Origin of the sequence: Gaetbulibacter sp. PBL-D1 (genome assembly GCF_050509525.1) — a bacterium.
GTDB lineage: Bacteria > Bacteroidota > Bacteroidia > Flavobacteriales > Flavobacteriaceae > Gaetbulibacter_B > Gaetbulibacter_B jejuensis.
This window is the reverse complement of record NZ_JBNWKB010000006.1, coordinates 22,363-44,621: the sequence shown is the minus strand read 5'-3', so window position 1 is coordinate 44,621 and position 22,259 is coordinate 22,363. Positions and strand designations below refer to the sequence as shown.

The 22,259-nt window shown below is 31.9% G+C and carries 23 protein-coding genes and 1 tRNA gene; 10 read left to right on the top strand and 14 right to left on the bottom strand.

All coding sequences use genetic code 11. The annotated features are described in order from the left end of the window. Nucleotides 1-39: 39 nt before the first annotated feature. Complete coding sequence (locus tag ACQ0RB_RS06440; RefSeq protein WP_430497321.1) at nucleotides 40-702, top strand: ATP-binding cassette domain-containing protein; 663 nt, start codon at nucleotides 40-42, stop codon at nucleotides 700-702. Here the strand turns inward: ACQ0RB_RS06440 and ACQ0RB_RS06435 are convergent. From ACQ0RB_RS06435 to ACQ0RB_RS06415, 5 genes are all read right to left on the bottom strand, one after another. Then, nucleotides 699-1,655, bottom strand: coding sequence for a DUF3078 domain-containing protein (locus ACQ0RB_RS06435; RefSeq protein WP_129761573.1), 957 nt, complete (start codon nucleotides 1,653-1,655; stop codon nucleotides 699-701). The two genes, ACQ0RB_RS06440 and ACQ0RB_RS06435, sit on opposite strands and share 4 nt — an antisense overlap. Before the next feature lie 32 nt (nucleotides 1,656-1,687). After that, complete coding sequence (locus tag ACQ0RB_RS06430; RefSeq protein ID WP_430497319.1) at nucleotides 1,688-2,866, bottom strand: AIR synthase related protein; 1,179 nt, start codon at nucleotides 2,864-2,866, stop codon at nucleotides 1,688-1,690. Between the two features lie 36 nt (nucleotides 2,867-2,902). After that, nucleotides 2,903-3,598 carry a Curli production assembly/transport component CsgG gene (locus ACQ0RB_RS06425; RefSeq protein ID WP_430497317.1) on the bottom strand — a complete coding sequence of 232 codons (696 nt, stop codon included), beginning with the start codon at nucleotides 3,596-3,598 and terminating at the stop codon, nucleotides 2,903-2,905. Between the two features lie 226 nt (nucleotides 3,599-3,824). After that, nucleotides 3,825-3,968, bottom strand: coding sequence for a hypothetical protein (locus ACQ0RB_RS06420; RefSeq protein WP_161566749.1), 144 nt, complete (start codon nucleotides 3,966-3,968; stop codon nucleotides 3,825-3,827). A 180-nt stretch (nucleotides 3,969-4,148) separates the two neighbouring features. Next, nucleotides 4,149-6,335 (bottom strand): glutamine synthetase III, encoded by a 2,187-nt coding sequence (locus ACQ0RB_RS06415; protein ID WP_131507872.1) that lies wholly within the window; start codon nucleotides 6,333-6,335, stop codon nucleotides 4,149-4,151. A gap of 250 nt (nucleotides 6,336-6,585) precedes the next feature. Here ACQ0RB_RS06415 and ACQ0RB_RS06410 point away from each other — a divergent pair, with 250 nt between their 5' ends. After that, entirely contained in the window at nucleotides 6,586-7,602 is a 1,017-nt protein-coding gene (locus ACQ0RB_RS06410) for a glutamine synthetase beta-grasp domain-containing protein (RefSeq protein WP_129761570.1), read from the top strand. Between the two features lie 70 nt (nucleotides 7,603-7,672). Here the strand turns inward: ACQ0RB_RS06410 and ACQ0RB_RS06405 are convergent, their stop codons facing one another. Next, nucleotides 7,673-8,623, bottom strand: a complete 951-nt coding sequence (locus ACQ0RB_RS06405) for a calcium/sodium antiporter (RefSeq protein WP_131507876.1) — start codon at nucleotides 8,621-8,623, stop codon at nucleotides 7,673-7,675. 140 nt (nucleotides 8,624-8,763) lie between these two features. On the opposite strand from ACQ0RB_RS06405, the gene ACQ0RB_RS06400 reads away from it, so the two are divergent. Together ACQ0RB_RS06400 and ACQ0RB_RS06395 are read left to right on the top strand one after the other, a co-directional pair. Beyond that, nucleotides 8,764-9,123: a BlaI/MecI/CopY family transcriptional regulator gene (locus ACQ0RB_RS06400; protein ID WP_129761568.1), complete on the top strand. Its 360-nt coding sequence runs from the start codon at nucleotides 8,764-8,766 to the stop codon at nucleotides 9,121-9,123. 2 nt (nucleotides 9,124-9,125) lie between these two features. Next, nucleotides 9,126-10,985: a M56 family metallopeptidase gene (locus tag ACQ0RB_RS06395; protein WP_430497313.1), complete on the top strand. Its 1,860-nt coding sequence runs from the start codon at nucleotides 9,126-9,128 to the stop codon at nucleotides 10,983-10,985. 49 nt (nucleotides 10,986-11,034) lie between these two features. On the opposite strand, the gene ACQ0RB_RS06390 is transcribed toward ACQ0RB_RS06395, so the two are convergent. Continuing rightward, nucleotides 11,035-12,990, bottom strand: a complete 1,956-nt coding sequence (locus ACQ0RB_RS06390; protein ID WP_430497311.1) for an endonuclease — start codon at nucleotides 12,988-12,990, stop codon at nucleotides 11,035-11,037. Between the two features lie 550 nt (nucleotides 12,991-13,540). Here ACQ0RB_RS06390 and ACQ0RB_RS06385 point away from each other — a divergent pair. Further along, complete coding sequence (locus ACQ0RB_RS06385; RefSeq protein WP_430497309.1) at nucleotides 13,541-13,693, top strand: SsrA-binding protein; 153 nt, start codon at nucleotides 13,541-13,543, stop codon at nucleotides 13,691-13,693. Here the strand turns inward: ACQ0RB_RS06385 and ACQ0RB_RS06380 are convergent. The 4 genes from ACQ0RB_RS06380 to ACQ0RB_RS06365 form a co-directional block, all read right to left on the bottom strand. Then, entirely contained in the window at nucleotides 13,685-14,518 is an 834-nt protein-coding gene (locus tag ACQ0RB_RS06380) for an endonuclease/exonuclease/phosphatase family protein (RefSeq protein WP_430497307.1), read from the bottom strand. The genes ACQ0RB_RS06385 and ACQ0RB_RS06380 overlap by 9 nt on opposite strands. A gap of 69 nt (nucleotides 14,519-14,587) precedes the next feature. Beyond that, nucleotides 14,588-14,869: a hypothetical protein gene (locus tag ACQ0RB_RS06375; RefSeq protein WP_430497305.1), complete on the bottom strand. Its 282-nt coding sequence runs from the start codon at nucleotides 14,867-14,869 to the stop codon at nucleotides 14,588-14,590. After that, nucleotides 14,832-15,065 carry a hypothetical protein gene (locus tag ACQ0RB_RS06370; protein WP_430497303.1) on the bottom strand — a complete coding sequence of 78 codons (234 nt, stop codon included), beginning with the start codon at nucleotides 15,063-15,065 and terminating at the stop codon, nucleotides 14,832-14,834. Before ACQ0RB_RS06370 ends, ACQ0RB_RS06375 begins: the two co-directional genes overlap by 38 nt. 457 nt (nucleotides 15,066-15,522) lie before the next feature. Further along, complete coding sequence (locus ACQ0RB_RS06365; RefSeq protein ID WP_430497514.1) at nucleotides 15,523-16,428, bottom strand: NAD(P)/FAD-dependent oxidoreductase; 906 nt, start codon at nucleotides 16,426-16,428, stop codon at nucleotides 15,523-15,525. A 499-nt stretch (nucleotides 16,429-16,927) separates the two neighbouring features. Here ACQ0RB_RS06365 and ACQ0RB_RS06360 point away from each other — a divergent pair, with 499 nt between their 5' ends. Continuing rightward, the gene (locus ACQ0RB_RS06360) at nucleotides 16,928-19,069 is read left to right on the top strand and encodes a S46 family peptidase (protein ID WP_129761564.1); all 2,142 of its coding nucleotides are present in this window, start codon (nucleotides 16,928-16,930) and stop codon (nucleotides 19,067-19,069) included. Nucleotides 19,070-19,141: 72 nt separating this feature from the next. On the opposite strand, the gene ACQ0RB_RS06355 is transcribed toward ACQ0RB_RS06360, so the two are convergent. Then, nucleotides 19,142-19,522, bottom strand: coding sequence for a Fur family transcriptional regulator (locus tag ACQ0RB_RS06355; RefSeq protein WP_335974524.1), 381 nt, complete (start codon nucleotides 19,520-19,522; stop codon nucleotides 19,142-19,144). A gap of 82 nt (nucleotides 19,523-19,604) precedes the next feature. Between ACQ0RB_RS06355 and ACQ0RB_RS06350 the strand changes: the two genes are divergently transcribed. After that, on the top strand, nucleotides 19,605-20,009 hold the full coding sequence (locus ACQ0RB_RS06350; protein ID WP_262732546.1) for a MerC domain-containing protein: 405 nt from the start codon (nucleotides 19,605-19,607) through the stop codon (nucleotides 20,007-20,009). 138 nt (nucleotides 20,010-20,147) lie between these two features. Here the strand turns inward: ACQ0RB_RS06350 and ACQ0RB_RS06345 are convergent. Next, nucleotides 20,148-20,221, bottom strand: a tRNA-Arg gene (locus ACQ0RB_RS06345). 85 nt (nucleotides 20,222-20,306) lie between these two features. Between ACQ0RB_RS06345 and ACQ0RB_RS06340 the strand changes: the two genes are divergently transcribed. From ACQ0RB_RS06340 to ACQ0RB_RS06330, 3 genes are all read left to right on the top strand, one after another. Next, on the top strand, nucleotides 20,307-20,942 hold the full coding sequence (locus ACQ0RB_RS06340; RefSeq protein WP_262732545.1) for a Crp/Fnr family transcriptional regulator: 636 nt from the start codon (nucleotides 20,307-20,309) through the stop codon (nucleotides 20,940-20,942). 61 nt (nucleotides 20,943-21,003) lie between these two features. Next, entirely contained in the window at nucleotides 21,004-21,564 is a 561-nt protein-coding gene (locus tag ACQ0RB_RS06335) for a YeeE/YedE family protein (protein WP_430497513.1), read from the top strand. 1 nt (nucleotide 21,565) lies between these two features. After that, entirely contained in the window at nucleotides 21,566-21,979 is a 414-nt protein-coding gene (locus tag ACQ0RB_RS06330) for a DUF6691 family protein (RefSeq protein ID WP_430497300.1), read from the top strand. On the opposite strand, the gene ACQ0RB_RS06325 is transcribed toward ACQ0RB_RS06330, so the two are convergent. Then, nucleotides 21,976-22,251, bottom strand: coding sequence for an ATP-dependent Clp protease adaptor ClpS (locus ACQ0RB_RS06325; RefSeq protein WP_131507951.1), 276 nt, complete (start codon nucleotides 22,249-22,251; stop codon nucleotides 21,976-21,978). The two genes, ACQ0RB_RS06330 and ACQ0RB_RS06325, sit on opposite strands and share 4 nt — an antisense overlap. Nucleotides 22,252-22,259: the final 8 nt, after the last annotated feature.

The window sequence follows — 22,259 nt, the reverse complement described above, 5'->3', positions numbered from 1 at the left end:
TATAATGATTGTTTATATTATACTCATTAAAGAGTTTATATGACGTTAGAGGTAGATAATGTTGAGCTTTATTTTAAAAACAAATGCATTTTAAACGGTATTTACTTAAAAGCCGAAACTGGAAAAGTCACAGGTGTACTTGGTAGTAATGGTTCAGGAAAAAGTTGCTTGTTAAACATTATTTTTGGCTCTTTACAATCAAAATATAAACTTATAAGAATTGACGGAAAGCCAATTACATCTGCTTTATATAAAACAAAACTCACAAGCTTTTTACCTCAATTTAATTTTACTCCAGATCGTGCTAAATTAAAAACTGTTTTCAAACTTTTAAAGATAGACTGGAATGATTTCGTAGCAGAATTTGAATCGTTTTCGTCTTACAAAGACAAAAGGCTCAATAGACTTTCAGGTGGAGAACGTCGTGTAATTGAAACTTACCTAACACTAAAAGGAAAAAACAAAATTGCTTTATTGGACGAACCGTTTTCGCACTTATCGCCTTTACATATTCAAAAAATTATAGGCTTAATTTCTGAAGAAAAGCACGAAAAGATAATTATCATAACAGATCACATGTTTAAAAATGTAATTAACACAAGTGATAACTTGTATCTAATAAAAAACAGATGCAGCAAACCTATTAACGATCTCAAAGAACTTGAGACCTATAACTATGTTAATACAGGAAATCTAAATTAAAAGTCTACAACAACGCCAACGCCTAAAAGTTGTTTCCATTGTACTCTAGCTCCTTTTTCAACAAACTCATCTTCTACTTCGGTTGGTTCAATGATTTTTACATCATTATCATATTTTAGATGAGACCCTAAAGTTGCTCTCACATAATTGTTTACTTTAAAATCGAAGACAACTTCCCAATCGACATCTACATTTCCAAAACTATTGAGATAGTCTGTGTAAAAACTCACTAAATTCACTATTGATATATTTTCCAGCAATGTCGTTTCGTAGGCATTAGTTATTAAAACTCCCATTTCGGTTCGTACTCGTTGACCAGGAATAAGTACATTACCTTCGTCATCAAATTCAGCAGGTGTAACACCAAAAGAACCAGCATTAGCTAAATCTTCATCCAGAACAAATGTTGATTTAAAGGTTAATGGCGATAAATACAAATTAAGCTTCTCCATATTTTTACCATACTCTGCTCCAACACCAAAAAACAAATAACCAGGTGCCATAAACTGAGAAATAGGATTATTTCTGTCAGGATAGTTATATCCATTGGTAATTTGTGTTTTAAAATTAAACCTTGCAGAATAAAACCAGTTATTTAGGGTATCTTTTCTATAGCCTAAATTAGACGCTAACTCAATAACATCTTCTGTTTTTCTTACTTTTTGACTCTCTTGCTTATTAATTCCGTAACGTACAGAACCAATACTCTTCCAAACAAAATTTTTATGTCTATAAGTTAAATTAGAAGTTACACCTACAAGTGCAGATATTGAGTTACTACCACCAGCACTCCAGTTTACAAATGCCACTTCACTTAAATCTAAACCTGCCCTATTTACCAATTCCCATTTGGGAGCAATCTCTTTAATTTTCTTCTTGAAAAACAATGAATCTGGTTGTGAGTATGAAAATTGAAATACTAATAAAAAGATAAGGTAAAAAAGGTTTTTCATTATATCATAGGGTTTAAGCGGATGTGAAAAATTTAGTAATTAAAGGTTCCGTATTCACTCTCAATAGTTAGTTTTTTAGTTGAAGACGCTTCAACTCTTCCAATAATTTGAGCGTTTACGTTAAATGATTTTGAAATTGTAATAATGTCTTGTGCAACTTCAGGAGACACATATAACTCCATTCTATGCCCACAATTAAACACTTGGTACATTTCTTTCCAGTCTGTATTTGATTGCTCTTGAATTAACTTAAACAACGGAGGAATTTCAAACATATTATCCTTAATTATGTGAAGGCTGTCTACAAAATGAAGGATTTTAGTTTGTGCTCCACCAGAGCAATGTACCATTCCGTGAATGGAATCACTATTGTATTTTGACAAAATATTCTTAATAATTGGAGCGTAAGTACGTGTTGGTGACAGCACTAATTTACCTGCATCAATTGGCGAATTTTCAACCGCATCAGTCAACTTCACATTACCAGAATATACTAAGTCTTTAGGCACAGAAGCATCAAAACTTTCAGGATATTTTTCAGCTAAATAATTATTAAAAACATCATGTCTAGCCGATGTTAAACCATTACTTCCCATTCCTCCATTGTACTCTTTTTCATAAGTTGCTTGACCAAAAGACTCCAAACCAACAATAACATCACCTGCTTTAATATTGGCATTATCAATAACATCTTCACGCTTCATTCGAGCAGTAACAGTAGAATCTACAATAATAGTTCTTACCAAATCACCAACATCAGCAGTTTCTCCACCTGTAGAATGAATGGTTACTCCAAAGTTTTTTAATTCAGAAATCAACTCTTCAGTTCCATTAATAATTGCCGAAATAACTTCTCCAGGAATTAAGTTTTTATTTCTCCCTATAGTTGAAGACAGCATGATATTATCAGTAGCTCCAACACATAGCAAGTCATCAATATTCATGATAAGTGCATCTTGCGCGATACCTTTCCATACTGAAACATCTCCTGTTTCTTTCCAATACATATAAGCTAAAGACGATTTTGTACCAGCTCCATCTGCATGCATAATCAAGCAATGGTCCTCATCGTTTGTTAAATAGTCTGGTACAATTTTACAGAATGCTTTAGGAAACAAGCCTTTATCAATATTCTTGATAGCGTTATGCACGTCTTCTTTAGAAGCTGAAACGCCTCTTTGCGCATATCTTTTACTTATATTTTGACTCATGGATTTGTTTTGAGCCACAAAAATAAGGATTGTAATTTATTTTTTACCCCAATTTTGTTTCTCAATTATAGAATTGGTGTTAATAACTGTTGGCAATTTGGCTAAAACCTTTTCTCTTTTCTTAGTTCCACCTAAATAAAAGTTAATTCCGAACCCAATTCTCCAGTATACATCATCAGCATCACCAAACTCAAAACCGTCAAGTTCATCTGTAAAAACATGATTATAGTCAGCGTAAATTTTTAGCCCCAAACCTTCAATAGCTATGTATTCTACGCCAAGTCCTGCTTGTGCCTTCATATCTGTACGTTCAAAATAATTAGCCGCATTATAACCTGCTCCTGCAAACACATAAGGTGTGAATTTTTCATAAGGTAGCATTGTGTACTCTAAGTTCAAATCGAAAGACATAAACCCTTCATTAAAAATATCTTTATATGCAAGATTGAACTTGTTGTACCCGAAATTGATATTTAAATAAGGAAAGATATAACGCTTATAACCAACATGAAAAAACACTTCAAATAACGGATCGGTAAAATAATCTCCATTCATTACTGAAGTTCCTCCTGCAATATCAATAACATTATCACTTCTGTAGTCATAAAATTTTAGCTTTTTAAAAGCTTTACTGTTATCAAGGCTTTCGCTTTCCTGACCAAAAGATATAGTCGCGTAGAAAGTTAGGAATATTAAGACAAGCGTCTTAATACATTTGAATTTTGCTATCATCAATTTAGTATTAATTAAACGTTCTTTAATTAATAACAAAAGAGATTTAAAGTTCTAATTATGAGGCAATAAGGAGCGCAATATAACAAAATAAAATTCAAAGAATCAACTTATTAGGTATTTCTGAAACAAAAAAAGACAGATGATTTTAAAATCACCTGTCTTTTTCCTATTAAATGAGTGTGAAACCCATTTAATAAAACAGTTAAGTATTTACGAAAGAATATTATGACTCTTTCGTTATTTTCATTTCTGTCTTAACAACACTTGTGTCATGTGTTAATTCGTCATTCTCTACATTAGAATCATCTTGAGAAAATAATAATGTAGCAAACATCAAAGCAGCCACACTTAATAGTAACTTCTTCATTTTACAAATAATTGATTAATAGCGTCACAAACTTACTAAATTAAGTAGCTGACCTGACTATGTTTAACCAAATAATCGATTATTAGTAAAATTTAGCGTTGAAATGCTATTCTACTCATTTTCATGTACGTATACCTACTTATCAATTTTTACAGAAAAGAGCCACAAACACAGTATTTACTACTTAGTAAAAAGTAGCTCTCTGTATTTTGTAAGTGGCCAAAGCTCATCGTCAACAAGTAATTCTAACTTATCGCAATGGTATCTTATATCATCAAATAATGGTTTAACTTTATTACAGTAAGCATGTGCTTTCTTTTCTATATCTTCAATTTTATTTGAGGTTTTACGTTCCTCTGTCATTTTTGTAACATTAGAATTTATAGATGCAATGTGCCCAGAAATTTCTTCTATTAAATTCAACTGTTCTTGAGCTAACTTTTTATAGCTTGTTCCATAAATTTCTTTTAACCCTTTTACATTATCAATCAAGATATTTTGATATCTTACAGCAGTAGGAACCACATGATTTCGAGCTATATCTCCTAATACGCGACCTTCAATTTGAATACGCATAATATACTCTTCCATTTCAATTTCATATCGTGCTTCAGACTCTACTTTGTTCATAATACCTAACTCCTCAAAAAGGTCGATTGCCTTTTTGGTTACTTTAGCTTTTAATGCTTCAGGAGTGGTTTTATTATTACTTAAACCTCTTTTCTTAGCTTCCTTTTCCCATTCATCACTGTAACCATTACCTTCAAATAATATGTTTTTTGATTTTTTAATATACTCTCTAAGAATATTAAATACAGCCTCGTCTTTTTTAAGGTTTTTCTTATCTATAAGTGCGTCTACTTCTTTTTTAAACTCTATTAACTGTTTTGCCATAATAGCATTGAGCGTGGTCATTGGATTTGCACAATTCGCTTTAGAACCTACAGCTCTAAACTCAAACTTATTACCTGTAAAAGCAAATGATGAAGTTCTATTTCTATCAGTATTATCCAATAAAATCTCAGGAATTTTCCCAACCACGTTTAGTTTAAGGTCCGTTTTTTCTTCTGGAGACAATTTTCCATCGGTTACATTTTCTAGTTCACTAAGTACTTTAGTTAATTGCTCACCAATAAATACCGAAATAATTGCTGGTGGAGCTTCGTTTGCTCCTAACCTATGATCGTTACTTGCTGAAGCTATTGCTGCTCTTAACAACTCCTCATTATCATTAACTGCTTTTATAGTATTGATAAAAAAGGTTAAAAACTGAAGATTACTCATTGGTGTTTTTCCTGGACTTAATAAGTTAACTCCTGTATCTGTTCCTAAACTCCAGTTGTTATGTTTACCTGATCCATTCACTCCTGCAAAAGGTTTTTCATGCAGCAACACCTTAAAATTATGACGTTCGGCAATCTTACCCATTACATCCATTAATAATGAATTATGGTCTACTGCAAGATTAGCTTCATCATATATTGGTGCCAACTCAAACTGATTTGGTGCCACCTCATTATGTCTAGTTTTTACAGGAATTCCCAACAACATACACTCGTGTTCTAAATCGCGCATATACGCCATAGCTCTATTAGGTATTGTACCAAAATAATGATCGTCTAACTGCTGTCCTTTGGCCGAAGAGTGACCTAATAAAGTTCTTCCTGTTAAAACAATATCTGGTCTGGAAGCTGCCAAACCACTATCTATTAAAAAGTATTCCTGCTCCCAACCTAAAGACGCATTTACTTTTTTCACATTTTTATCAAAATACTTACACACATCTACAGCTGCATTATCAACTGCTTGAAGCGCTCTAAGCAATGGTGTTTTATAATCTAAAGCTTCACCTGTATATGCTACAAAAACTGTTGGAATACATAATGTAGTACCATAAATAAATGCTGGCGAAGTTGGATCCCAAGCGGTGTAACCTCTTGCTTCAAAAGTATTTCTTATTCCTCCATTAGGGAAACTAGATGCATCTGGTTCTTGCTGTACAAGTTGACCTCCTCCAAATTTTTCAATAGCTTGACCTCCTCCTAATGGCTCAAAAAAAGCATCGTGTTTCTCGGCTGTAGTTCCTGTTAAAGGCTGAAACCAATGTGTATAATGCGTTGCTCCTTTAGAAATTGCCCACTCTTTCATTCCTGTTGAAATATGGTCAGCAACAACCCTATCTATTTTTGTCCCTTTATTTATAGCATCCATAACGCTCATGTAAGCTTCTTTTGTAAGGTATTGTCGCATTGAAACCTCATTAAAAACATTAGCTCCAAAGATTTCAGAACGTCTTTCTGTTTCTTTAATCTCTAAAGGTTTTCTTGTTAATGATTCTTTTATCGCATGAAATCGTAATGTGGACATAACGTATGTTTTTGTTTGTTAATAAAGTACAAACTTATAGTTATGATGAATTTTAAAAAAGCGAATTAACATTAGATTATTAACAATTTAACAATTAAGACGCTTTAAAATGATTATTTATTAAAATCACCCCTTAAATTTAAGGGTGTAAATAAAAAAATATCGCTTGTTAATAAATTAACCCCTCAAAAATAACACTTAAAAACAAAAAAATTATATTTGTAGCTTAATTACAAAAACTATTTACACAATGGCAAAATCTAAACTTGAGTACATATGGCTGGATGGTTACTATCCTACTCAAAACATGAGAAGTAAAACAAAGATTGAAGAAGACTTTAGCGGTAAACTAGAAGACTGTCCTATTTGGTCTTTTGACGGAAGTTCAACACGACAAGCAGAAGGTGGATCTTCTGACTGCTTATTAAAGCCTGTTGCAATTTTTCCTGATCCTGAAAGAAAAAATGGATACTTAGTAATGACTGAAGTTTTAAATGCAGATGGTACTCCTCACGAATCTAACGGAAGAGCTACAATTGATGACGATGATAATGACTTTTGGTTTGGATTTGAGCAAGAATATTTCATTATGGACACTAAAACACAATTACCTTTAGGTTTCCCTGTAGGAGGTTATCCTGCGCCTCAAGGATTGTATTATTGTTCAGTTGGTGGAAAAAACACTCATGGTAGACAGCTTGTTGAAGAGCACGCTGATTTATGTATTGCTGCTGGTTTAAACTTTGAAGGTATCAACCAAGAAGTTGCTTGTGGTCAATGGGAATTCCAGTTATTTGCCAAAGGTGCCAAATTAGCTGGTGATGAATTATGGGTTGCGCGTTATCTTTTAGATAGATTAACTGAAAAATATGGTTACTATATAGAATACCACCCAAAACCATTAGGAAAAGATATGGACTGGAATGGATCTGGTATGCATGCCAATTTCTCTAATACCACTTTAAGAACTTGTGGCAGCAAGGAAACTTATGAAAAAATATGTGAAGCTTTCAGACCTGTTGTTAAAGAACACATTGAAGTTTATGGTGAATTTAACGACCAACGTTTAACAGGAAAGCACGAAACTGCAGCTATAACTGATTTTAGTTATGGAGTTTCTGATAGAGGAGCTTCAATTAGAATACCTATTATTACTGTTGAAAAAGGCTGGAAAGGCTGGTTAGAAGATAGACGTCCTGCTTCTAATGGAGACCCTTACAAAATTGCTGGTAGAATTGTAAAAACAGTTAAGTCGGCAAATGTTTAATTAGACATTATCTTGTTTTGTTCATAAAAACAATCACAAAAGCTTACATTAATTTGTAAGCTTTTGTTTTTTATACCACTGCGTAATAGATAAATATCAAATACGCACCAAACAACAAAAAGCCTTTTAAACGTCCTAGTTCGTAACGTTTAGGTAAAAACACTAATGGAATTAATACAGCTGCAAAACCTATCATCCAAAAGATATTGGTTGATAAAATTTCTGGCGTGTTTGGGTTAACAGCTATTGGTTTTATAATAGCTGTAAGCCCTAAAACCGATGCAATATTGAAAATATTTGAACCTATTAGGTTTCCTAAAGAAATTGCTTTTTCCTTTTTAAGTGCTGCGATAACTGATGCTGCTAGCTCAGGAACACTTGTACCAATTGCAATAACTGTAACCGAAATAGCATACTCGCTTACTCCAACTGCTGAAGCTAAATCTTTTGCACCTTTTACCAACCACTCACTACCAAAATACAATGCAGCAGCTCCTATTAATAACCAAAGTATGATTTTAAAATTGGATGTTTCTTTAAGCGAATCGTCGACCTCATCTAAATTAACTTTAGTTTTTCTTCTAGAATCTTTAATAAGCACAACAAGGAATATTGTAAGCATAACAATAAAAAGCACACCTTCCATCAAGCTTAAGTAATCATCATTTTTCAGAAAAACATAAAGCAACACAGACATTAGCATCATCATTGGCCAATTCAATCTGTAAAAGTCTTTATCTACTAATAATGGAGAAATAATTGCGGTTATACCCAAAACCAAACCAATGTTGGCAATATTTGAACCAATAACATTTCCTAAAGAAATATCTGAAGAACCATCTAAAGCAGCTTGCAAACTCACTAATAGCTCTGGAGCTGAAGTTGCGAAAGACACAACCGTCATACCTATTACAAGCTTGGATAATTTTAATTTAAATGAAAGTGCAACCGATGAGCGTACTAAAAACTCACCTCCTACCACTAAAAGTAATAACCCTAAAATAACCCAAATTACACTCATAAAAACTATTTTTTTGCGAAGATACTATTTAGTTTCAATCTGTGCTAAAAACTAAAAATTTCGTTAAAAAACTATATTTGTAGTTGTATAACTAGAAAAATAGTTATAAGTTTGAGTATTCAATCAAATTAAAGTCCATTATGCAAAAATTGACCAATAAGGAAGAAGAGATTATGCATGTACTTTGGAAACTTGAAAAAGCTTTCGTTAAAGATGTACTTGCTGAAATAAAAGACGATAAACCTCATTACAACACACTGTCAACCATAATTAGAAACCTTGAAGAAAAAGGCTATGTGAGCTATAATGCTTATGGTAAAACACATCAATACTACCCTATTATTTCTAAGGAAGCCTACAAGAAGCGTTTTATGAACACAGCAATTGAAAACTATTTCAACAACTCATACAAGAATGTTGTATCGTTTTTTGCTAAAGAAGAAAAAATAAGCGTTGATGAGCTTAAAGAGATTATTGCTTTAATTGAAAACAAGAGTTAATCATGGAATATCTATTAAAATCATCAGCCATTATTATACTTTTTTATTTGTGCTACAAACTATTCTTACAACGCGAAACCTTCTTTACATCTAACCGTTGGTTTTTAATTACAGGGTTATTTACAGCAATCGCTATTCCATTTATTGTTATTCCTGTTTATGTTGAATACACTCCTGTAGCTCAAAATTTTATTGCTGTTGGAAAAATTGTTGAAACGCAACAAACCGAACAAGCTTTTAACTACATGCAACTACTCCCATTAGCTTACAGCATTGGAGTTGTAGTATTGTTACTAAAGTTTGGAATAGAATTATTCTCTTTATTCTCTTTATTAAAAAAGAACAGCCTTGAAAAAATTGAAAATCATTATTACATAAAAACAAGTAAAAGCATCGCTCCTTTTTCATTTTTCAACTATATCGTTTACAACCCTTCTCATTTTAACCCTGAAGAGCTTAAACATATTATTAATCATGAAAAAGTGCATTCAAAACAATTTCATTCAATTGACATAATAATTACCCATCTTGCTACTATACTCTTTTGGTTCAACCCTTTTATGTGGTTGTACAAAAAAGCGCTACAGCAAAACCTAGAATTTATTGCAGACCAAGAAGCTCAGCATGTTTCATCATGTGAAAAAAGCTATCAAATGCTATTGGTAAAAGCAAGCACAAATAGTAATCAATTGGCATTAGCCAACAATTTTTATACTTCATTAATCAAAAAACGAATAGTTATGTTACACAAATCAAAATCGAACAAATTAAGAGCTTGGAAATACATATTGATACTTCCAGCATTAGCTTTATTTTTAATGAGCTTCAACACTAAAACAGTTTATATCGAAAAAGTAATTCCTATTGAAACACCAATAATTGATTACGCTACAGTTGAAGGATTAGGCAATATTGAACAACCTAAAATTGCTACAACACAAAAACAAACAAAAGCAATAACTACGACTGCTAAAGGCACATCAACTAAAAAAGCAGCTACTGTAAAATCAAAAACCGCTAAAAGCGCAACATCTATTTTAGCAGATACTGAAATATTTTTAATTACTAAAGATTTCACTGATGCTGATTTTGACAATTTAAAATCTAAGCTGGAAAGCAAAGGTGCTTCGGTAAAATTTAAAGGCATAAAACGCAACAAAAGCAATGAAATAACTGCCATTAAAATTGATATTGAATACAAAAATTCAAATGCTAACTATCATGTAAAAGGAGACGAACCAATAGCAGATATTAAAATTGCACTTGACGAAGACGGTAAAAGTGTTGCAATTGGCCATGTAGAAAACAGCTTAAAAAACATCCATTTTGTATCTGATGATGGTAAAGTAAAATTCAGCCAAAACAATGGCAACAATGTAGTTTTCATTTCAAAAGATGATGATAACGTACATGCTGACAAAAAAGTTATTGTAAAACAAAACGTTAAAACAACCACCAACGGAAAAAGCAATACTGTTATTGAAATTAAAACCGATGATGACAATGTTCAAGTTATAGAATTAAACGAAGACTCAGATAATGAAGAGAATGTTTTTGTTGTTAAAAACGATAAGGACAATGTTTGGGTAACAAAAGATGTAAAAACTATTGTATTAACTGATGAAGATGGTAAAGATGTTGAAATAATAGCTACTGAAAACGGTAACAACAATTCTTTTGTTTATAGTAATGGTAATCCTTTATTTATTTTGAACGGAAAGGAAATCTCTAAAAAAGAAATGAAAAACATTGATCCAAAAACAATAAAAGAGGTTGAAGTTCTTAAAGGCGAAAAGGCAGTAGAAAAATATGGAGACAAAGCCAAAGATGGTGTTGTCATTATCATTACAAAGAAAAACTAGACACCCTTATACAAACAAAAAAGCCCAAACTTAAGTTTGGGCTTTTTTGTTATTCCACTATAATTTTCTTGATAATTGTTCGTTCCTCTGAGACTATGTTAAGCAAATACATACCAGGAGAAACATTAATATTCAAATACGCATTCCCTCCTGAAATGCTTTCAGTATAAACCTTACGACCATCAACAGCAAACACCTCGACACTTGCAGGATTATTAATTCCTGAAAGATAAACACCTTTACTTGATGGATTAGGATACACCTTTATTTGAGTAACATCTACATCGTCAATTCCAAGTTCTTGATTCCAAACTTGCCCCACCATATTTCCCCAAATGTATTCCACTAAATCAGGTTGGTCTATAAATGGATTTCTATTAAATTGCCATTGATAAACCACATTGTTTCTGTTCATTTCAAAATCGTCAGGCGGATCATTTCTGTGCCAATCTAAAAGCGTAGCTAAGTCCCCAAATTGTCCTGTCAATCCTTCTGGAAAACCATTTACAATTTCTAAACCATTATATCTAACAGCCATATAAAATACGCTTCTTGCAACATCTCCTTTAAAACCGCCTAAAGTTCCTGAAGGTCCATTGTACTCTCCATAAAATTGGTTTCCTCTACTACTATTTTCTGGTCCATCAACTGCTCGTAGCGCATGAGCATCTGAGTTTCCATGACGAAGAGAATCTGCAGTGGTATTCCAAAATATATCAATTCCGTCACCAACTTCATCTTCTTCAATACTATCAAACCCTCCTCTAGACCTAGGAAAAGTATGTTCTCTATTCCAAGTTCCTACATTATTTGAAGTGGTTTGAAAATCTAATTTCGCTCTTCCTTGTTCCAAATACACCAACCAAACTTGGTTACTGTTTTCAGGGTTTTGGTCGGCTTCTTTTAAAATATCAATAACATCAGTATACGTTTGAGCTCTAACCACACCTTCTTCAGCAATAATATCTTGTAACGCTTGTCTTAACGCTGTATCAGACAACTCATCTAAACTATTGTAATATCCACTAGGCTGTGTACTTTCTACAACACCATAGGTTGGGTTTATTGGAGTCCCAAAAGGAGCAACAGTAAAATCATTATCAATAACTCTAATTTTTATAAAATTATTAAATGGAATATAAGGAGGCTCTAGACCTGAAAATCGAATTAAGAGTTCTTCATCACCTTCATCAATAGCATCGTCAACTATAGTTATTGTAGTAGTTACAGCGTTTTGTCCATTTGGAATAGTAACAGTTGTGGTTCCTGTAAAATCTGAAGTATCAAAAGTTCCATTGTTTAAAGTAAAGTCAAACTGAAAATCTTCAGTAACGTTTTCTTGCGCTGTAAAAGTGATATCAAACGTGTCTCCTTCTCCATACTGTGTTAGCGCAGTTGAAATACTAATCGCATTAAACACAACTCCTCCACCTTCATTTAAAGCTCTTGGAGTTGGTGTTGTTGCTGTATAAGAGCCATCATCATTTCTTTGAATAGAATTTGTATTGTTTGATGCGCCTTCGCTAATCTGTTCTGTTAAACCTAAAAGCGCCATTAAATTAGTATCATCACTATCATTAGTATCATAAGCCAACGCATCAATTAAATTGGTTTGAGTTGCTAGAGTACCTTCAGGAAAATCGGTATCGTCTCCTAAATAAATCGCAACTGCATCAGCTCCATTTTGAATAACATTAGGTGAAATTAAGAATTGAGGAAAAGGAGTTACAGTACTACTACCTATTAACAATAAGCCATTAACATCAGTAACTGCACCATCTAAATCAATAGTCATATAACTAGAATCTCCTCCAGAAGAAGAACCATTAAAAAACACCAAAACATAACCGTCTAAAGAAAAGTTTGGTGTATCAGACTTTAACTCAATAAACTCTTGGTCATCTATTCCTGGTGTATCACAGTCCAACTCATTAATCACAACTTGACTAAATAATGTTGTACATGCAAAAAAAAGTAAAATGACTGCTAGTAATTTTTTTTTCATATTAGGGAGTTTTTGCAAATGTACGCATCAATTTAACTAGAATACATTTTGAGGTTTACCAAATCATTAATTTTAACATAAAATGAGCTAAAAACTACATCTATCTTTATTGGTTCGTATTTATACTTTAACTAACTCAAAAAGATGAAAAGCTAAAAAAACAGCCTTTTTATAACCAAAATCCCCTTGGTTTTATTTTTCACCTTCAAAAAAGCCCTACAATTATTACAATTTAAAACAAAAAACTATTTAAAAATTACAATATAAAACTTCATTTAAGACAAGTCACATATAAATTGAAACATATATGATTTTTTTACTTATCAATTAGAAGTTAATTTCATCGATTTTCATTAAAACACTTGGAGGATAGATTTCTAAAAATATATATTGAAAACTCAATCAAAAAAACAAAGAATTTTTAACAACCAAAAACCAAGAAATTATGATGACAATTGCTAAAATTTTAATTGATATTATTTTCAGTTAAGTACAACCCTAACAAAAATATAAAACTTAGTTCTAGAATAAGTTTTACTATTTTTGCTAAATGAAAAAGCAAGTCTTCAAAAGCTTGGCAACAGTTAACAAAGCTTTACTACCAAGCTTCACTAAGCGAAAACTCGACATTACCAAAGCCAGTAAACTCCAATTAGCAATTATTGCTTGGAGAGCTTATGTTACAAAAAATGCTTTAGGGTAATTTTATTTCAGCTAATACATATACTGGTAAATGATCTGAAGGGTATTGCATATTCCAATTATCACTTAACACTGCGTATTTGTTTATTTTAACGTCAAATGAAACGAAAACATAATCAATTCTTCTCGTTACAGGTTGGTCAAAATGAAATCCATTAAATGTCCCTTCAGGTCCAAAATCTAATTCTGAAACTATTTTAGAATCTTTTAAAGTTTGCGTAATATAATCAACACTTTCGTGATTAGGTTCCATATTAAAATCGCCAGTTAAAAACACAGGGTGATTTTCTGTATTTAAGCTTTTAATTTTATCTAAAATTAAAACAGCGCTTTTTGAACGTGCTTCCTTACCTACATGATCAAAATGCGTATTAAATGCCCAAAATTTCTTCTTGGTAGTTTTATGTTGAAACAAGGCATAGGTACATACACGATTACAAACTGCATCCCAACCCATTCCTACTCTATCTGGTGTTTGCGACAACCAAAATGTTGAAGATTCTAAAACTTTTAAGTCATCCTTCCTGTAAAATATTGCTGAATATTCACCTTCATCTTTACCATCATCACGACCAACACCCACAAAACTATAATTGATCAATAAAGCATCTAAATCCTTCATTTGATTTGGCATTGCTTCTTGTACACCTAAAACATCTGGCTCATAAAACTTGATTTGATTCATCATAAAAGGCTTTCGGTTAGCCCAACTATTTTTACCTTCTTTCGGGTAATCTAATTTTATGTTGTAGCTCATAATTTTCAGCTCTTGAGATGTAGCCGAAAATGAAACAATTGCTACTAGAAGAATTAAAATATATTTCATTATTACTTAACAAGTATAATTTAAATCAGTAAAAAGCTAAAATTTATTAAATTATATAACCAAGATTTACTATTTAACATCCAATTTATAAATTTGGTCAGCAAACTGTTTTCCAAAATCTATATAACTATTGGTATCATACTGCCAAGGGTCTGAATATTTGTAATATCGAGTAGTCCTAACGATGGCAGCATTTTTATCTGTTTTGGCATATTTTTCTTGAGCATATTGCACCAATTCTCCATAGTCCCAAACTTTTCCGTCTTTGTCATCATTCCAAGAGTCTGAAATTTTACCAATAACCACTGGTAAATCATCTGTTAGCAAACTCGCTCTCAGCAAGTCCATCATACTCTAACAAACCATCATTATTAGCTACATAAAGTTTTCCATTTTCAGCTCTAGAAACATCCCAGTTTTGATTACCAGTATTATACTCTGAAAGGGAATAATTTTGAAAATAAGGTGAATATTGTGCAGAAACTAGTTGTGCTTGAAAACAAAGCACTAGAAGCAGTACATACTTTATTATTTGGGAAAAATTCATAGCAACAGATAAATCCTTTTACAAGGTACTAATTTACCTATTTATATGAATTGTAAAAAGTGCACAGTAAGTTTTTGTATTTACTTCGCTAGGTTTGAATAAAAGAAATAAGCTTCTCTACAAAACAAGAAAAACTAATTAAACTCAGAAAATGAAATTAAAACGTATATGAAACATAAAACAGAAGTTCCAATAATTAATTCATTATCACTAACTACAAATTCTATCTTCCAGTAACTGACATTCTATATTATAACTTTTAACTATTTTAATAATAGAGTTAATCTTAATAAGGTTACCTTCTACTCTTAAAACGGAGTGCCCACAAGGATATGGCTCATTAAAATCTTCTAAATCAAAATTAAACTTTAAGCTTGGAAATTTATCAACTAATATTTTTAAAATTTTGTTTGAGAAGGTTTCCGTTCTTACATTAGTTATTAACACCTCCACCATACTAAAAACTTTCTTTTGTAAGTTCACTATTAATAACTGCTCCAGTAATATTTCCTCCATAAACAGCTGTAGCTACAGAACGCATCATTGAGCTATTATCACCACAAGCAAAAATTCCATCTTTGGTTGTTTTATGCATAAAATCAACTTCAATATGTCCATGTTCAGTTAGCTTACAACCTAATTCTTCGGGTATTTTAGAGCTTTGTTCAAACGGAATAGAAGCATAAGCACATTCAAAATGTGCTTTACTACCATCTTTAAAAATGATAGTCTCTAATTGTCCTTCCTTGTGTTCAATCTCTAAAACCTCATTTTCTATAACTGTTATATTATGTGATTTGAGCTTAAGAAGTTGATTGTCATCAAAATCTTTTTTTCCAGAAGTTAATATCGTGATGTCTTTTGTTAAGTTATTGACCAAAGAAGCAATATGAAAAGCACGTTCACCATTAGCTATAATTGCTGTTTTTTTATTACGTATTTCGTACCCATGACAATAAGGACAATGTACTACAGATATTCCCCAACATTCTGAAAACCCTTTTATATTAGGCATTAAGTCTTTTATTCCTGAAGCAAAAACAAGTTTTTTTGCTCTAAAGACATCTTGATTAGAAGTAGTAACCTCATAACCTTCAGCTATTTTCTTGCCACTAATAGCCAATCCTTCATAAAACCTTATAGTGTCATAGCTTAAAACCTGTTGTTTAGCAATCGTAGAAATCTCTTGTGGTGTACTACCATCTTGTGTTAAGAAATTATGGGAGTGTGGTGTTTGCCTATTACAAGGTTTTCCAGAATCTATAATTAAGGTTTTTCTTAAAGAACGCCCTAAAGCCATTGCTGCCGAAAGCCCTGAATAGCTTCCACCAATTATAATTACTTCAAATTCATTTTTATCCATGTTGTTATATTTAGCAAAGAGTGATAAAGGTTTTGGTAACGCTAGCACCAAACCCGATACTCCAAATAGTTTAATTATTTCTCTTCTAGTCATTATTTACATTTAACTCACACCTACAATGCATATTGTAAAATGAAGCAAAACTATAATTAGAGTCAGTAACACTCATAGTTATTAATTTAACATAATAAGCTTAGTTGTGTTACAAAACTTTACAACAAAAATACGATTAAATTTTACTTAACGCAACTTAGTTGCATTAAATAATTAATATACTCAAGGTGAATTGCAAAACTCAAAAAGAAAAATAAAATCACTATTTTTTTAAAGCAACATGGTTGCGCTTATAAATAAATACTTAATTTTGCTACTAAGTAGCATTAAATAAATTTCAATTAAAAAATGTGTAAGCTTCAACTCAGCGACTTATCTACAAACTAGTTCTTTTCCTAGAACTATAACGAAGCCCAAACACAAATTATTAACACTTAATTACATAATGAAAAAAACTAAATTAATTCTTATTGCATTTTTAATTTCTTTACCTACTTCATTTTTTGCAAATGAAGGCATGTGGTTTTTAATGCATATCGACAGATTAAATCAACGCGATATGCAAAAAATGGGACTTCAGTTAACTGCCGAAGAAATTTATAGCATCAACAACCAAAGCCTTAAAGATGCCATTGTACAATTTAATGGTGGTTGTACTGCAAGTATTATTTCTGAAAACGGACTGGTTTTAACTAACCACCACTGTGGTTACAATGCAATTGCTGAATTATCAACTGCAGAACAAAACCACTTAAAAAATGGGTTTTGGGCAAAATCACTTTCAGAAGAATTAAAACCTGAACGCTTATACGTGAGGTTTTTTGTTAGAATGGATGACGTTTCAAACCGTATATTGTCTCAAGTTAACGATTCAATGACCGAAGAAGAGCGTGAAGCTGCCATTAACAAAGAAATTGCAAAAATTGAGCAAGAAAATAACGAAGGGGGCAAATACACCGTTTCTGTTCGTTCGTTTTTTCAAGGTAACGAATATTACTACTTCGTTTATGAAGATTATACTGACGTAAGACTAGTAGGAACACCATCTGACAAAATAGGAAAATTTGGTGGAGACACTGATAACTGGGAGTGGCCTCGTCATACAGGAGATTTCTCTATTTTTAGAGTATATGCTGATGCTAATGGTAATCCTGCTCAATATTCAACTAGTAACGTTCCTTTAAAATCAAAATATCACTTACCTGTAAATATTTCAGGTGTTGAAGAAAATGATTTTGCAATGATTTTAGGTTATCCAGGAAGAACTAACCGTTGGATGCCTGCAGAAGGTATTGAGCAAAATGTTAATTATGCTTATCCTGCTTGGGTTGAAGGTTCAAAGCTTAGTATGGACGTTATGAAAAAATATATGGATAAAGATGAGTCCATAAATTTAATGTACGCCTCTAAATATGCAGGCATAGCAAACTATTGGAAAAATAGACAAGGAATGATTGATGCCTTAACAGCTCATAAAACTGCTGAAACTAAACGAAAGGTAGAGAAAAAGTTTGATAAATGGGCTAACAAAAAACCTAATAAAGAAACCTATGGAGATGTAATTAGTAACATAAACAACTACTACAACTTAACAAACGAAAAAGCTAAACATGACAATTACCTTAGAATAATGTTACGTTCTAGTACGTTTTCAATGTTACCTTATCGTATAGGAAAAGGGTTTGAAGCTTATATTGAAGCTAATGAAGCAAAACGTAAAGAATTATTACCTGAATTAACTAAATTCATTGAGAATTCTTATAAAGATTTTCACCTTCCTTTAGAAAAAGAAATGTTAGCAGCTCAATTAGAACTTTATACTTCTAAATCTAATTACGACTTACCAGAAGTAGTATTAAATGTTTCTGAAAGCAATGATTTTAATTCGTTTATTGACACAATCTTTAAGTTAAGTTTATTTTCATCAAAAGAACGCGCAGAAGCGTTTTTAAAATATCCTGATGCTAATTTACTAGCTAACGATCCTCTTTATAAACTTTCATCAGGTTTATTAGAAAAATACAGAGAACAACCTGAACATATAAAACAACCACTAGAAGACTACCAAAAATCTTTTAGATTGTTGGTTGATGGGTTAAGAAAATCTGAATTAAGTAATATAAAATATCCAGATGCTAACTCTACATTACGTCTATCTTATGGTAAAGTAAGAGCCTTACCTAAAGATCCAAGAAACGATGCTGCTGTAAATAACTACACAACTTTTAAAGGCTTAATCAATAAATATAAGCCTAATGATGATGAGTTTGATTTACCTCAAGGCATACTAGATATTTACAATAAAAAAGACTACGGAAGATACGCAAACAGTAAAGGTGAATTGCCTGTAAACTTCTTATCAGATAATGATATTACAGGAGGAAACTCTGGTTCTCCAGTACTAAATGGAAAAGGAGAATTAATTGGTTTAGCCTTTGACGGAAACATTGAAGCTATGGCTGGAGATGTTATTTTTGATTCAAACCTACAAAGAACTATTAATGTTGATATAAGGTTTGTACTATGGTTAATAGACAAATACGCAAAATCAAGTCACATTGTTGATGAGTTAAGCATTGTTGAATAAAAGTAAACACTCATTGATAATATAAAAAAAGCAGCTATTTTATAGCTGCTTTTTATTTTTATAAATATTATATTATTTAACACAAGACTCACATTTTCCTTGAATTAAAACATGAGAGACAACTACTTCGCGCTTAGGTATTTTTGGAATAGAAACATCAACTGACAAGCATTCTACCTTACCACAATTTAAACATTGAAAATGAGGATGCGCATCATGGTGATGAGCTTCATCACAATCTTTACATTTGGCATACCACGTTAATCCATCTTTACCTATAAATGAGTGTAAATGCCCACTCTCTTCTAAACGGTCCAAAATACGATAAACAGTTGTTTTATTCATTTCTTTTTCTAGTTGTTTTACCAACTCTACAACTGACATTGCATTCTCAGCTTTATTAAATAAGGTTAAAAGCGCTTCTACTGATTTGGTCTTTCTTATTATTGCCATAACTCAAAGTTATCACAACTATGTTGTAAAACCAAATAATAAAATTACATTTGCAACCTAGTTGCATTAATAATTATATTAAGTGAAAATTATTTTACAAAAACCAGATACAGTTGGAGCGCTTGCAAGTACGCTATGTTTACTCCATTGTATTGCCACACCTTTGCTCTTCATAGTACACTCTTGTGCTGTTGGAGGTTGTGCTTCAAGTCCTTTTTGGTGGAAAAGTTTAGATTTTGTCTTTCTTGCTATTTCATTAATAGCAGTAAAACGTTCTACTCAAAACACATCAAAGCCTTTCATGAAGCCTTTGTTATGGATTAATTGGTCTTGTTTATTTTTTTTAATAATAAATGAAAGACTATTGTGGATTTCATTACCTGAAAGCTTAATGCATATCTCTTCTGTTTCTTTAGCAGTGTTACATATTTATAATTTAAAATACTGCCTGTGTAAAACCGATAAATGCTGTACAAACAGTATATAAATCTTAAGTAGATAATCTTATCTTATGTAAAAACTGTAAGATAAATTTGCTGTACTAATTAACAAACAAATAAAATTAATAAAGTAAAAACAAAAAATCCTAACTCATTATTTTCAAATGAATAAGGATTTTATCTAGTGACCTCGACAGGATTCAAACCTGTAACCTTCTGAGCCGTAATCAGATGCGCTATTCAGTTGCGCCACGAGGCCGTTTTAAAGTGGGTGCAAATATAATACTTTTATTAAAAAACTTCCAAACAATTATTTCAAAAATGTATTTCCTTATTTTTGATGTATGATACAAAAAGAAATTTTAGCGCCTTTTCATTACAATTTTGACGAACAATTGGTAAATAGCATAACCAAGAATGGTGTATTAAAAACGTTTGAAGCTAATGACATTATTATGGATATTGATCAAGAACTCACACACGTTCCTCTATTGCTTGAAGGCAACATTAAAGTATTTAGAGAGGACAACAATGGTAACGAACTTTTATTATACGTTCTCGAAACTGGAGATACCTGTGCAATGTCTCTTACCTGTTGTATGGCTAAATCAAAAAGTAAAATACGAGCTGTTGCTGACAAAACCTCTACAGTTATAATGATTCCTAATGAAAAAATGAGTGAATGGTTTAATAATAATACTAGCTGGAGAAACTTTATTCTTCAAAGCTATCAAATACGCTTTAATGAAATGCTGGAAACTATCGATACCCTTGCTTTTATGAAAATGGATGAGCGTTTATTTAAATACTTAATTGACCAAGTAAAACTAAATGCATCTACAACAATTAGCAAAACCCATCAAAATATTGCAGAAGACCTTCACACCTCTAGAGTTGTAATTTCTAGACTATTGAAACAACTAGAAAATGATAACAAAATAAAACTCAGTAGAAATAAAATAGAAGTTTTAGACTTCTAAGTAACATTTATCACACAACGATAATTGACTTAAAAGTAACTTTGCAAAAAATAAATTTATGATAGACTATATTTTACAACCTTGGCCTTGGTATGTTACTGGTCCTTTGATAGCATTAGTAATGTTTACACTTATTTACTTTGGAAAAACATTTGGGATGTCGTCAAACTTAAGAACATTTTGTGCCATTGGTGGTGCAAGAAAAAAAGTGTCTTTTTTTAATATAAACTGGAGAGACTACAAATGGAATCTTATTGTAGTATTAGGTGCTGTCATTGGTGGTTTTATCGCTCAATTTTATTTGTCAGAACCTACTAATATTGACCTAAACCCAAAAACTATTGAAAGCCTTAATGCTTTAGGGTTTAATAACGTTGGTAAATCACTGTTACCACCAGAACTCTATAGTTTAGACTCTATTTTCACCATTAAAAATTTAGCCATTTTAATTTTTGGTGGTTTTTTAGTTGGTTTTGGTACTCGCTATGCTGGAGGTTGTACCTCTGGTCATGCCATAACAGGTATAAGTAGCTTACAATTACCTTCTCTTATTGCAGTTATAGGCTTTTTTATTGGTGGCTTAGTAATGATTCACTTATTGTTTCCTTTAATTTTTGGTTAGTATGAAGTATTTAAAATTTTTATTAGTAGGTATCTTCTTCGGAATTGTTTTAGTAAAGTCTGAAGCTGTATCATGGTATCGCATTTATGAAATGTTCAAATTTGAATCGTTTCACATGTACGGAATTATAGGAAGCGCTGTAGTAACTGGTATTTTACTGCTACAACTAGCTAAGATTTTAAAACTAAAAAATATTGAAGGCACTCAAGTTAATGTCCCTAAAAAGGATATGGGATTAACACGTTACATTGTAGGTGGTTCAATATTTGGACTAGGTTGGGCACTTTCTGGAGCGTGCCCTGGACCAATGTATATTTTGGTTGGTACAGGTGTTTTTAGCATGCTTATAGTTATAGCTGCTGCTATATTTGGAACTTACATTTACGGTGTTTTAAAAGACAAATTGCCTCACTAAACAATTTCGGCACTTAAACCTGCTTCCAAGAGTTTAGAGCAGCGTGGTTTTAAATCGTCGTAATCACCAGTTTTTACAGTACACTTTCCTTTGTAATGCACTATAATAGAGCATTGCTCAGCTTGTTCTGGAGTATGATCACAAGCAAAAATTAAAGTTTCAATAACATGGTCAAAAGTATTGACATCGTCATTGTAAAGCACAATTTCGTTTTGTCTTAGGGTGTCTTCTTTAAAAAGAACTTCTTCTGATGTTTTTTCTATAGTTCCCATTCTTCTTC

Bases quoted from the DNA above. Each gene is read 5' to 3' on its own strand.
- ACQ0RB_RS06440 (WP_430497321.1), top strand. From the start codon at position 40: ATGACGTTAGAGGTAGATAATGTTGAGCTTTATTTTAAAAACAAATGC.
- ACQ0RB_RS06435 (WP_129761573.1), bottom strand. From the start codon at position 1,655: ATGAAAAACCTTTTTTACCTTATCTTTTTATTAGTATTTCAATTTTCA.
- ACQ0RB_RS06430 (WP_430497319.1), bottom strand. From the start codon at position 2,866: ATGAGTCAAAATATAAGTAAAAGATATGCGCAAAGAGGCGTTTCAGCT.
- ACQ0RB_RS06425 (WP_430497317.1), bottom strand. From the start codon at position 3,598: ATGATAGCAAAATTCAAATGTATTAAGACGCTTGTCTTAATATTCCTA.
- ACQ0RB_RS06420 (WP_161566749.1), bottom strand. From the start codon at position 3,968: ATGAAGAAGTTACTATTAAGTGTGGCTGCTTTGATGTTTGCTACATTA.
- ACQ0RB_RS06415 (WP_131507872.1), bottom strand. From the start codon at position 6,335: ATGTCCACATTACGATTTCATGCGATAAAAGAATCATTAACAAGAAAA.
- ACQ0RB_RS06410 (WP_129761570.1), top strand. From the start codon at position 6,586: ATGGCAAAATCTAAACTTGAGTACATATGGCTGGATGGTTACTATCCT.
- ACQ0RB_RS06405 (WP_131507876.1), bottom strand. From the start codon at position 8,623: ATGAGTGTAATTTGGGTTATTTTAGGGTTATTACTTTTAGTGGTAGGA.
- ACQ0RB_RS06400 (WP_129761568.1), top strand. From the start codon at position 8,764: ATGCAAAAATTGACCAATAAGGAAGAAGAGATTATGCATGTACTTTGG.
- ACQ0RB_RS06395 (WP_430497313.1), top strand. From the start codon at position 9,126: ATGGAATATCTATTAAAATCATCAGCCATTATTATACTTTTTTATTTG.
- ACQ0RB_RS06390 (WP_430497311.1), bottom strand. From the start codon at position 12,990: ATGAAAAAAAAATTACTAGCAGTCATTTTACTTTTTTTTGCATGTACA.
- ACQ0RB_RS06385 (WP_430497309.1), top strand. From the start codon at position 13,541: ATGAAAAAGCAAGTCTTCAAAAGCTTGGCAACAGTTAACAAAGCTTTA.
- ACQ0RB_RS06380 (WP_430497307.1), bottom strand. From the start codon at position 14,518: ATGAAATATATTTTAATTCTTCTAGTAGCAATTGTTTCATTTTCGGCT.
- ACQ0RB_RS06375 (WP_430497305.1), bottom strand. From the start codon at position 14,869: ATGATGGACTTGCTGAGAGCGAGTTTGCTAACAGATGATTTACCAGTG.
- ACQ0RB_RS06370 (WP_430497303.1), bottom strand. From the start codon at position 15,065: ATGAATTTTTCCCAAATAATAAAGTATGTACTGCTTCTAGTGCTTTGT.
- ACQ0RB_RS06365 (WP_430497514.1), bottom strand. From the start codon at position 16,428: ATGGATAAAAATGAATTTGAAGTAATTATAATTGGTGGAAGCTATTCA.
- ACQ0RB_RS06360 (WP_129761564.1), top strand. From the start codon at position 16,928: ATGAAAAAAACTAAATTAATTCTTATTGCATTTTTAATTTCTTTACCT.
- ACQ0RB_RS06355 (WP_335974524.1), bottom strand. From the start codon at position 19,522: ATGGCAATAATAAGAAAGACCAAATCAGTAGAAGCGCTTTTAACCTTA.
- ACQ0RB_RS06340 (WP_262732545.1), top strand. From the start codon at position 20,307: ATGATACAAAAAGAAATTTTAGCGCCTTTTCATTACAATTTTGACGAA.
- ACQ0RB_RS06330 (WP_430497300.1), top strand. From the start codon at position 21,566: ATGAAGTATTTAAAATTTTTATTAGTAGGTATCTTCTTCGGAATTGTT.
- ACQ0RB_RS06325 (WP_131507951.1), bottom strand. From the start codon at position 22,251: ATGGGAACTATAGAAAAAACATCAGAAGAAGTTCTTTTTAAAGAAGAC.